The organism is uncultured Marinobacter sp., assembly GCF_963974375.1.
Classification (GTDB): domain Bacteria; phylum Pseudomonadota; class Gammaproteobacteria; order Pseudomonadales; family Oleiphilaceae; genus Marinobacter.
This window is the reverse complement of the sequence record NZ_CAXBDN010000142.1, coordinates 1-10925: the sequence shown is the minus strand read 5'-3', so window position 1 is coordinate 10925 and position 10925 is coordinate 1. Positions and strand designations below refer to the sequence as shown.

The window sequence follows — 10925 nt, the reverse complement described above, 5'->3', positions numbered from 1 at the left end:
GGTCCGATACCACGGCCGGTGGTGCCGATCTTGTCGTTACCACGGGCCCGCTCACGGGCCTGATCAATGCGCACGTGGGTTGGCAGAATCAGCGGACAGGCATGGCTGATACGCAGGCGGTCACGCACCTTGATGCCGTTGGCCTCCAGTTCACGCACTTCCTTGAGCAGCGCATCCGGAGCCACCACCACACCGTTTCCGATCAGACACTGGACCTGAGCACGCAGAATGCCGGACGGAATCAGGTGAAGGGCCGTTTTCTTGCCTTCGATGACCAGGGTATGGCCCGCATTGTGGCCGCCCTGAAAGCGCACCACCGCAGCCACCTGATCGGTAAGCAGATCAACGATCTTGCCTTTGCCTTCATCACCCCATTGGGTACCCAGAACTACGACATTCTTTCCCATGACGCTCTCTCATACCGGCGGCCCTGAGGACCGCCTAAGTCAGATTGAATTCAGATTTTCAACAACCCACTGGCCGTCGCGCTTTGTCAGAACCCGGTCGCAGCCGCGGCTGGCAGGATCTGTCTGATGGTCGTCCGGCAGGCCCCTGACCACCGACTCGGTCATTCGCAGGCCACTGATCACACCCTCGAGCGCCGGGTCGGCATCCGCCGGCGCCCAAATGGCACTGTGTTTACGGGCAGGCCGGTCGCCCAACGCCACCAGGGCGCGAACATCGAGACTGAAACCGGTGGCTGGCCGGGCGCGGCCAAAATCCCGGCCTATGGCATCATAACGCCCACCCTTGCCCACGGCCTCGCCATGGCCCGGAACATAGGCGGCGAACACCAGACCGGTGTGGTAGTTATAGCCACGCAACTCACAGAAATCGAAACCAAGGCTCAGGTCCGGAAAAACCTCCGTCAGCCTGTCAGCCATGCGTTGCAACTGGTCGAGGGCCTCGACAACCTGGGACGGAGCGCCGGCCAGTGCCGTACGCGCTGCCGCCAACGCCTCAACCCCGCCACTGACCCGCGCCAGTGAACGCAGCCGGGCACCGGGGCTGCCGTCCGGGCAACTGCCCAGCAGATCGTCCAGCTCCGGCACCGACTTCCGCGCCATGGCATCAAAAATGGCCCGCTCCGTTTCCTCACTGAAATCAGCCGCTTCAATCAGCGACTGATAGATGGAGACGTGGGCCAGGTCCAGATGCACCCGATTAACGCCGGACACCCGCAGGCACTCCAGCATCAGACTGATAACCTCAAAATCCGCTTCCGCGGAGGCACTGCCGAACAGCTCACAGCCGGCCTGGATCGGCGTTCTTCCCGCCAGCATGTGCTGTGGCCGGGCATGCAGAACATGTCCCGCATAACACAAACGGGTGACTCCGTCCTGGTGCAGGGTGTGGGCGTCGATACGGGCTGCCTGGGGCGTCATATCGGCACGCACCCCCATCATCCGGCCGGTCAACTGGTCGGTAAGCTTGAACGTCTGCAACTCCAGGTCATGCCCGGTTCCGGTAAACAGCGATTCCAGATATTCGATCAGCGGCGGGATCACCAACTGGTAACCCCAGCGCTGACAGGTGTCCATCACCTCCCGGCGCAGGGATTCGATCTGCCCTGCCAGCGGAGGCAGAATATCCTCAACGCCGTCAGGCAATAGCCAGCGGTCAGAAACTGTCATGTACCGGTTACCCTTATCATGCTGAATGAGTGGTCGTTCCGAAGGATGCCCGAGATCAGGCACCCGCAGGAACCGTAAAACACGGCAACAAAACCCGGCGAATTCTACACCTTTGCCGGACACAAAAAAACCGGAACGGGGCCCCGTTCCGGTTTTTCGGTCAGTTAACCGATTCTGCTGAATCAGTTCGCCGGCGACGGATCCTTCAGGTACCGCAGGAATCGACTATTGGTGTCAATAATCATGATGTCATCCTTGCCCGCAAAGGTACGCTGGTACGCCTCGAGGCTACGGTAGAGACTGTAGAACTCCGGATCAGAGCTGTAGGCACTGGCATAGATACGTGCTGCCTCACCATCACCCTCACCACGGGTTTCTTCAGCCTCGGCGAAGGCCTCTGCCAGCGACACGGTACGCTGGCGATCCGCATCGGCGCGAATACCTTCCGCCAGCTCACGGCCACGGGAACGGAATTCCTGTGCCAGTTTTTCACGTTCGGTGGCCATCCGGCGGAATACGTTCTCACTGACCGACTGTGGCAGTTCGATGGCTTTGACCCGGATATCGACCACTTCGATACCAAAGGCCGCCCGAACCCGTTCGTTGACCCGGTCCCTCAGCGTTTCCATCAACTCATCCCGCTGACCGGACACCACTTCGTGCATGGTCCGGACACCGAACTCGTCCCGCAGGCCGTTATCAATACGTGACAGCAACAGCTGCTCTGCGCGCATCTCGTCGCCACCGGTGGACCGGTAATACTCATCCACATCGAGGATCTTCCAGGCCACGTAGGAGCTTACGTCCAGTGGCTTTTTCTCGATGGTCAGGTACTGGTTGGCAGGCAGCCCCGTGGTCAGCACCCGCACGTCAAAGCGGCGAACCTGATCAACGACCGGGATCTTGAAATGCAGCCCCGCCTGAATATCGGTCTGGATCAGCTGACCAAATCGCAGCACCACACCCCGATGGGTTTCCGGGATAATAAACACACTCGACAACACCAGCAGGATAACAACAAGGGCGCCTGCAATACCCGCAATCGCTTTAGGTCCCATGATTATCTCCCCGTCCGGCTGGAATTATTGGTGCTTTGACGGCCACGCAGTTCCTGCATGACCCGCTCGGTCAGGGCGTCGATGTCCTCGGCCTGCTGGATACCACCGGAACTGTAGCCTTCGGTCCGGTTACCCTGACCGGAAGTGGAAGAGGACGAGGATGTGGACGACTGCCCGCTTACCAGGCGATCCAGTGGCAGATACATCATGTTGCCGGAACTTTCGGTATCGATAAGTACCTTGCTGGTGTTGGACAATACGTTCTCCAGTGCCTGCAGATACATCCGCTCACGGGTCACCTCCGGCGCCATTTCGTAGACTCCGAGCAACTCGGTGAAGCGGGCCGTTTCACCACGGGCACGCTCGACCACTTCGTCACGGTAAGCCAGGGCCTCCTCGAGCAGACGCTGTGCGCGACCACGGGCTTCGGGAACCACCCGGTTACGATAGGTTTCTGCTTCTTCCCGGAAACGCTGCTCATCTTCACGGGCCCGCTGAACCTCGCGGAAGGCATCCTGCACCGCCGCCGGCGGCTGGGTGCTCTCAACGTTCACCTGAACAATTTCCAGACCGGTACCATAGGCCTCAAGGAAGCTCTGCAGACGCTGCTCAACGTTAATGGCAAGCACGGCACGACCTTCCGTCAGCACGTCATCCAGCACCGAACTGCCCACTTCGTGGCGCAAGGCGCTGTCGGTGGCGAAAGCAAGAGCCTGGTTGGAATCACGAACGTTAAGCACATAGTCACGGGCATTGGATACCCGGTACTGAACCTGCAGATCCACCGACACCAGGTTTTCATCCTCGGTCAGCATCTGACCGCGGGACTGAGCGGTACGGATGTTGGTAACCCGGACCTTGGTGAACTCTTCGATCAGAGGAATCTTGAACTGAAGACCCGGATTTTCAGTACGGTGGTATTCGCCGAAGCGGAGCACCACGGCCCGTTCCTGTTCGTCTACCGTGTAGAAGGACTGGAAAAGGACATAACCGACAACGATGATGGCGCCAAGCGCGAACACCGCACCAAGACCAATGCCGCTGCCACCGGAACCGGAGTTTCCGCCACCGCCGGAAGACCCACCGGAGCGGTTGCCACCCTTGCCGCCAAGCATCTTGTTCAGTTTGTCGAGACCCTTTTTCAGCGCCTCGTCAAGGTCTGGCGGTCCCTGATCATTACCGCCGCGACGCCCACCGGTACCCCAGGGGTCATTGTCGTTGCGATTACCACCCGGTTCATTCCAGGCCATAATTCTCTCCGTTCAAAGCGTGTAGAATGGCTGCAAATACTAGGGATTTATGGCGCCCCCGGCAATAGCAGTGCTCATATTAGGCAAATTCCGCGCCGCCCCGCATTGATCAGTGCCCCGGGGCCTCAATTCGCACATCGCTGACCGCAAGACCGGACCGGCTCAGCATCTGATACCAGTCCCTGGCCTGCAGCCTGACCTCGAGTACCGAGTCACCATTATCCCGGTGGCTTTCCGAAAGTACTGAACCCGCCTCGTGTAACTGGGCGCGCAGCTTGCCTTCGGTGGGGCCAAGGATCACGCAATGATGCAGCAGGTCCTCGGCAAGCCGCTCGACCACCGCGTCAAACAGCAAGTCAAGACCGGCACCGGTCACTGCCGAAACCCAGACCCGCACCGGCTCACCGTCTTCATTGCGATCGATCCGGGGCTCGAAGTTCTCCAGCAGATCAATCTTGTTGAAGACCTGCAGCATCGGCACCTCCTCGGCACCAATTTCAAACAGTACGGACTCAACCTGCTCGATATTGTCGTCCCGACGCTCATCATGGCTGTCGACCACGTGCAACAGCAATGACGCCTGATTGGTTTCCTCAAGGGTAGCGCGGAAGGCTTCAACCAGTTTATGGGGCAGATGACGGATAAAACCCACAGTATCCGCTATAACGACAGGCCCGATATCAGGAAGTTCCAGCCGCCTCAGGGTCGGGTCCAGAGTGGCGAACAGCTGGTCGGCGGCGTAGACCGTAGAAGAGGTCACCCGATTGAACAGGGTAGACTTGCCGGCGTTGGTATATCCCACCAGCGAGACCGTTGGAATATCCGCCCGCTGCCGGGCACGACGACCCTGATCGCGCTGGCGCCGGACTTTTCCGAGCCGGCGGTGAATTGACTTGATGCGCTCACGCAATAGCCGCCGATCCGTTTCAAGCTGGGTTTCACCCGGACCCCGGAGGCCAATACCACCCTTTTGTCGCTCAAGGTGAGTCCAGCCCCGGATCAGGCGGGTCGACATATGTTCGAGCTGCGCCAGCTCCACCTGCAACTTGCCTTCGTGGGTTCTGGCGCGTTGGGCGAATATGTCCAGAATCACACCGGTGCGGTCCAGGACACGGCATTTCAGTTCCCGCTCAATGTTGCGCTCCTGACTGGGACTGAGGGCATGATTGAACAGAACCACGTCGGCCTCAGAGGCTGCAACCATATCCCGGATCTCTTCCAGCTTGCCGGTTCCGACAAACAGCCTGGTGCTCGGCTGGTTACGTTTGCCGGTAACCAGTGCAACAGGTTCCACACCCGCAGAGATCACCAGCTCCCGGAATTCACCGGGGTCTTCTGTGTCACTGCTGTGGGATGAAAATTCAATGTGAACAAGCACCGCCCGCTCACCGACATCAGGACGTTCAAACAAAAAAACCTTACTCCTCTGAATGTATATATGCAGATGCCCATCTGCAGTACAGGCGTCTCTGGCAAGATAGCAGAATCCTGCCGGATTCGGTGTCATAAAACCACAAAACCCGCATGGCCCCGCCCGGCGATTACACCAGTCAGGACATGCGGGTCAGAAGCTCGGACACGAATGCAGTCGTCGCACGGACGGCTGAAGTCACTCTTCGATGTCACCCTCCCCCGCCGGATTCTGCTGGGGAATACGCACGTTACGAGCCGGGACTACGGTCGAAATAGCGTGTTTGTAGACCATCTGGCTGACCGTGTTCTTGAGCAGAATGACAAACTGGTCAAACGACTCTATCTGGCCCTGCAGCTTGATGCCGTTAACCAGAAAGATAGATACCGGAATACGCTCCTTGCGCAGTGCATTGAGGTAAGGGTCTTGTAAAGAGTGCCCTTTTGACATAATTGTTCTCCTGTTTTTTCTAAATGCAGATCGTCATTGTTTAAGGGTGCAGTCTTTACCGTCGTCAATCGACGCCGGCCCGGTGCACGTTCGCACGGCCTGCAACCAAGCGAGACAGGAACCCCAATCGGTAATTCCCGGTTTCCTCCACACAGCCTGCGCCGCAACATCTGTCAGCGAGTCCACGTTCACTGCTCAAACCCCAATCTGATACCAGACGCAACTTTTTTCAAGGCAAGATCCGTATTTTCACGATCACCCGACTCGAGCCATGTCACATCCTGCCATTTTCTGAGCCAGGTCAGTTGCCGCTTGGCCAGTTGCCGCGTGGCCGCAAGACCCTTTTCAGTCATGACCTCACGGGTTCCGTCCCCCGCCAGCCACTGCCAGACCTGCCGATAGCCCACTGAACGCATGGACGGCAAATCCGGATTCAGATCACCCCGGGCCATCAGGCCTGACACTTCCTCAACGAAACCCTGCCCGAGCATTGCCAGAAATCGCTGACGGATTCTGTCGTGAAGCACGACACGATCCTTCGGCGTCAGCGCAAACTGCACCACAGTATACGGCAGGCCGCCGGTATCGTCTGCCTGCCAATCCGTTGTATACGGGTAATCCTCGACATTTGTGGACGACCGCCACAGCTCTGACAAAGGTTTGCCAGTAAGGTAAATAACCTCAAGTGCGCGAAGCAGGCGCTGGCGGTTATTCGGGTGTATAAGGTCTGCCGCCACCGGATCTTTCTGCGCCAGTTCGCGGTGCAGGGCAGCCCAGCCCTCGGCCTCTCCCCGAGCCTCCAGACTGGCTCTGAGCGCCGGTGAGGCCGAGGGCAGATCGGACATGCCATGGAGCAGTGCCTTGAAATACATCATGGTACCGCCGACCAGCAACGGGATCCGGCCGGCAGCGGTAATCTCCGCCATATGGGCCAGCGCATCCTGGCAAAAATCCGCCGCCGAATAGATCTCCGCCGGATCACGGATATCAATCAGCCGATGGGGCGCCAGGGCCAGCTCAGCAGCGCCGGGCTTGGCCGTGCCTATATCCATTCCGCGGTAGATCATCGCCGAATCAACACTGATGATGTCACAGGGCAGTCGCTGACAGAGCTGGATCGCCAGATCCGTCTTGCCGGAGGCAGTTGGCCCCATGACAAAAATGGCAGGAGGTCTGGCAGCAACCTCAGGGTCTTTCAACCGCGAAGACTGCACTAACGCCCCCTCAGAAACAGCTTGTCCAGTTCCGGCAGCGTCACCAGCGTCCAGGTGGGGCGGCCATGGTTGCACTGGCCGCTGCGTTCGGTGGCTTCCATGTCCCGCAGCAGCGCGTTCATTTCCGGAATGGTCAGCTGGCGGTTGGCACGCACGGAACCATGGCAGGCCATGGTTCCCAGAAGTTCATGGGTCTGGGCCTCGACACGGTCACTGCGACCATCGGTGATCAGGTCCGCCAGCACATCCCGTAACAACTGCTCGGCATCCGCACCCCGGAGCAATGCCGGTAACTGGCGCACCGCCAGGGTTTCCGGGCCGATCCGCTCCACCACCAGACCCAGCGTGCCCAGTTCTTCGGCAGCTTCCTCGGCGACCGCAGCCTCTTTCTGACTGACCGCCACCGACACCGGCACCAGCAGCGGCTGACTGGTCAGATCCTGGGAGTCCAGAGCACGCTTCATGCGTTCATAGGTAATGCGTTCGTGGGCCGCATGCATGTCGACGATAATCATGCCCTGCCGCGACTGGGCAAGAATATAGATGCCATGGAGCTGGGCAATGGCATAGCCCAGTGGTGGCTCGTCGCCGTCGCTGACCTCTGTCATAGGCGGGGTAATGGCGGACAGACCCACCGCCGTTGCCCGCGAGTCCTGTTCTGCCGGCGTACCCCCCTGGTTCAGTGACTGGTAGAAACCAATCTGGTCCCGTGCTTCCCAGGGCGATCGGTTCGGTTGCCAGGAGGCCCGTGGTGCGACCTCGCTGGCCGAACCCCCTCCCCCGTGCGCAAAACCCGGCAGTGATGACGCCGGCCCCTGAGCCGCCACTGTTCCCGGGACAGCGCCAACAGCACCGGGCACAGTCTCGGGATGCCGGCCAAGGGACTGGGCTACCGCGCCCCGGAAATGATCATCCGGCCGGACATCGGCCAGTGCCCGGTGCAGGGTCCGGAAAATAAAGTCATGCACCAGGCGGCCATCCCGGAACCGGACTTCATGTTTGGTGGGGTGAACGTTGACATCGACATTGGCCGGATCCAGCTCCAGGTAAAGCACAAAGGCCGGATGCCGGTTGCCGTAAAGCACGTCACGATAGGCCTGACGAACGGCATGGGCCACCAGACGGTCGCGAATCACGCGACCATTTACAAAGAAGTACTGAAGGTCGGCCTGACTACGGGAAAAGGTCGGCAGGGCCACCCAGCCTTTCAGGGTGAGGCCGCTGGCAACAGCGTCAATCACCACCGCATTATCGATGAATTTCTGACCACAGAGGGCGGCAATACGACGCTCCTGGTCCTGCCGGGTTTCCGCCGGACGCAGACTCTGCACCACCTTCTGATTGTGCCGTAGCGTGAACCCGGCATCAAAGCGCGCCAATGCCTGGCGCCGCAGACACTCGTCAAGGTGCCCGAACTCGGTTTTCTCGGTACGCAGGAATTTGCGGCGTGCAGGGGTATTGAAAAACAGGTCACGGACTTCCACCGTGGTGCCCACCGGGTGGGCCGCCGGCGAAACCCGGGCGTCCATATCACGGCCTTCAACCTCAACCCGGCTGGCGGCCTCCTGGTCCACCGTGCGTGACGTCAGCGACAGCCTTGAAACCGAACTGATACTGGCCAGTGCTTCGCCTCGAAAGCCCAGGGAGGCGACCGCTTCCAGATCGTCAAGGGTGGCAATCTTGCTGGTGGCGTGACGGCTCAGGGCCAGCGGCAGGTCTTCTTCGGTGATTCCCGCGCCATCATCCCTTACCCGGATGAGCCGGGCACCACCCTGCTCTACCTCCACGTCGATACGGCGTGCGCCGGCATCCAGCGCATTTTCCACCAGCTCCTTGAGTACCGAGGCGGGGCGTTCGACCACTTCACCTGCGGCGATCTGGTTCGCAAGTCGGGGCGACAGCAGCTTGATGGGCACAGGGCGTTCTCCGGGTCAGTGAATCAACCCGGGCATGATACCAGAGCCCGCCAGGGTGTTGCCTGCCTGATGACAGGCAACGTCGGCCAGGGCTACAGAACTGCCGTCAGCTTGAGGGAATCTGCAGCGTCTGGCCCACCACCAGGCGGTCGTTGTTCAGATTATTGTGGCGTTTCAGCTCGGTGACACTGATCTGATTGCGACGGGCCACGCCAGACAAGGTGTCACCCCGCTGGATCCGGTATTCACTGACCAGGGATTCCCCGTTGCGCTTCTGCCAGGCCAACAGGGTGCCTGGCGGCGGCGTTGCGTTGAAATAGGCATCGATGCCGCGAAATACCGCTTCCGCAATAGTTTTCTGATGGCTTTGACTGGCCAGGCGACGCTCCTCCTGTGGATTGGAGATAAAACCCGCCTCCACCAGAATCGATGGCATATCCGGTGATCGCAAAACGGCAAAGGCCGCCTGTTCCACACCGGGTTTATGGAGTTTGGTAACACCACCGAGCTTGCGCAGGACATAATCACCCACGCCGACACTGGCGTTAATGCTGGCGGTCATGGACAAATCCAGCAGTACCCCGGCCAGCATGTCGTCCTTGTCGCCGAGGGTAACTCCGCCCTCGCCGCCAATCAGGTCCGAACGATTTTCGCTCTGCGCCAGCCAGCGGGCGGTTTCACTGGTAGCCCCGCGCTGGGACAAGGCAAACACCGATGCCCCGCTGGGCTGGGAGGTGCGAAACGCATCCGCATGCACGGATACGAACAGGTCCGCCTTGTGCTTGCGGGCCAGCAGGGTGCGGCTACGCAAATCTATGTAGTAGTCGCCGGTACGGGTCAGGCGGGCGGTGTAGCCGGGCTTGCTGTTAATCAGGCTTTCCAGCACCTTTGACATGCGGAACACCACGTCTTTCTCGTGGGTGCCACCGGGGCCGATTGCACCGGGGTCCTCACCGCCGTGACCGGCATCAATCACCACCACAATATCCCGCTTGCCATCACCGGTATCCCGCAGAATAGGCTTGTCCGCAGCCGGCAGTGCAGAGCGGCCTTCCTGGATCAGATCGACCACCAGACGATGGCCATACTGCTGGTTCGGCTCCAGCAGAAAACTTCTTGGTTTGATATCTTCCCGCAGATCCAGCACCACCCGCAGATCATTGCCATTCCTGGTGGCACTGCGGATACGCTGTACCGGACTCCCGGAAAGATCCAGTTTGCTGAAATCAGCCTGCAGACTGGCGTTTCGCATATCGATGACCAGGCGCGGCGGGTTGTCCAGTGCGAACACCGTGTGCTCCACCGGTGCGGCGGTATCAAACACCATGCGGGTGTGTTCCGGCGCCGGCCATATTCGTGCGCTGTCGACACGAGTGGCGGCCTGGGCCGTTGCCGTTACTGCCGCCACCAACAGGCCAGCCAAAACCAGTAACGCGCCCAATGGCCGGCCAGTTCTGCCGGTACGTCCTTTGGCTCTGACCATCACCGAATCCTCATATCTGGTTGTCTGTTCATAACCCTTTCCCTGTACTTCGGGTGGCTTGCTCTGACACCGAAAACGCCGGGTCAGCCCACGACTTCAGGTGTTCGAGCAACGCCCGCCCGGTTGCGCTGTCACTGACCAGGGTCAGCCTGCGGCTATTTTCTTCGTTTACCAGATGTAGCGACACATCCGGCACCGGCAACACTCCCTGGCCCCGCTCAGGCCACTCGATCAGACACAGATTATCTGCTCCGAGGTAGTCGCGGATGCCCATAAATTCCAGCTCCTCCGGGTCGCCAAGCCGGTAAAGATCAAAATGCCAGGTTGGCGGCTGCAGATGCTCGTAAGGCTCGACCAGCGTGTAGGTAGGACTTTTGACCGAGCCACTGTGACCTAGCGCCCTGATAAAACCACGACTCAGCGTGGTCTTGCCGGCGCCAAGATCGCCGTTCAGGAACAGAACGGCTCCGCCGCCCACATGCTGCAGTGCCGCTGCAAGGGCGGCGCCC

The 10925-nt window shown here is 59.8% G+C and carries 10 protein-coding genes; all 10 read right to left on the bottom strand.

Translation table 11 applies throughout. The annotated features are described in order from the left end of the window. Positions 1-407, bottom strand: a 407-nt coding sequence (locus AAC035_RS12680; RefSeq protein ID WP_339804721.1) for an adenylosuccinate synthetase, incomplete at its 3' end; no start/stop codon positions are given. Between the two features lie 39 nt (positions 408-446). Next, positions 447-1634 (bottom strand): ATP phosphoribosyltransferase regulatory subunit, encoded by a 1188-nt coding sequence (locus AAC035_RS12675; RefSeq protein ID WP_339804719.1) that lies wholly within the window; start codon positions 1632-1634, stop codon positions 447-449. 182 nt (positions 1635-1816) lie between these two features. Further along, positions 1817-2692: a protease modulator HflC gene (gene hflC, locus AAC035_RS12670; protein ID WP_339804717.1), complete on the bottom strand. Its 876-nt coding sequence runs from the start codon at positions 2690-2692 to the stop codon at positions 1817-1819. A gap of 2 nt (positions 2693-2694) precedes the next feature. Further along, positions 2695-3942: an FtsH protease activity modulator HflK gene (gene hflK, locus AAC035_RS12665; RefSeq protein WP_339804714.1), complete on the bottom strand. Its 1248-nt coding sequence runs from the start codon at positions 3940-3942 to the stop codon at positions 2695-2697. Positions 3943-4051: 109 nt separating this feature from the next. Beyond that, complete coding sequence (gene hflX / locus AAC035_RS12660; RefSeq protein ID WP_339804711.1) at positions 4052-5353, bottom strand: ribosome rescue GTPase HflX; 1302 nt, start codon at positions 5351-5353, stop codon at positions 4052-4054. A gap of 198 nt (positions 5354-5551) precedes the next feature. Next, positions 5552-5803, bottom strand: coding sequence for an RNA chaperone Hfq (gene hfq / locus AAC035_RS12655; protein WP_339804708.1), 252 nt, complete (start codon positions 5801-5803; stop codon positions 5552-5554). Positions 5804-5991: 188 nt separating this feature from the next. Continuing rightward, positions 5992-6957 (bottom strand): tRNA (adenosine(37)-N6)-dimethylallyltransferase MiaA, encoded by a 966-nt coding sequence (gene miaA / locus AAC035_RS12650; RefSeq protein WP_339804722.1) that lies wholly within the window; start codon positions 6955-6957, stop codon positions 5992-5994. 59 nt (positions 6958-7016) lie between these two features. Then, positions 7017-8933: a DNA mismatch repair endonuclease MutL gene (gene mutL, locus AAC035_RS12645; RefSeq protein WP_339804706.1), complete on the bottom strand. Its 1917-nt coding sequence runs from the start codon at positions 8931-8933 to the stop codon at positions 7017-7019. Between the two features lie 106 nt (positions 8934-9039). Then, entirely contained in the window at positions 9040-10416 is a 1377-nt protein-coding gene (locus tag AAC035_RS12640; protein WP_339804704.1) for an N-acetylmuramoyl-L-alanine amidase, read from the bottom strand. Positions 10417-10444: 28 nt separating this feature from the next. After that, on the bottom strand, positions 10445-10925 hold a 481-nt coding region (gene tsaE / locus AAC035_RS12635; protein WP_339804702.1), incomplete at its 5' end, for a tRNA (adenosine(37)-N6)-threonylcarbamoyltransferase complex ATPase subunit type 1 TsaE.

Coding starts and splice junctions, on each gene's coding strand:
- AAC035_RS12640 (WP_339804704.1), bottom strand. CDS start 10,416: ATGGTCAGAGCCAAAGGACGTACCGGCAGAACTGGCCGGCCATTGGGC.
- miaA (WP_339804722.1), bottom strand. CDS start 6,957: ATGGGGCCAACTGCCTCCGGCAAGACGGATCTGGCGATCCAGCTCTGT.
- hfq (WP_339804708.1), bottom strand. CDS start 5,803: ATGTCAAAAGGGCACTCTTTACAAGACCCTTACCTCAATGCACTGCGC.
- hflC (WP_339804717.1), bottom strand. CDS start 2,692: ATGGGACCTAAAGCGATTGCGGGTATTGCAGGCGCCCTTGTTGTTATC.
- hflK (WP_339804714.1), bottom strand. CDS start 3,942: ATGGCCTGGAATGAACCGGGTGGTAATCGCAACGACAATGACCCCTGG.
- AAC035_RS12675 (WP_339804719.1), bottom strand. CDS start 1,634: ATGACAGTTTCTGACCGCTGGCTATTGCCTGACGGCGTTGAGGATATT.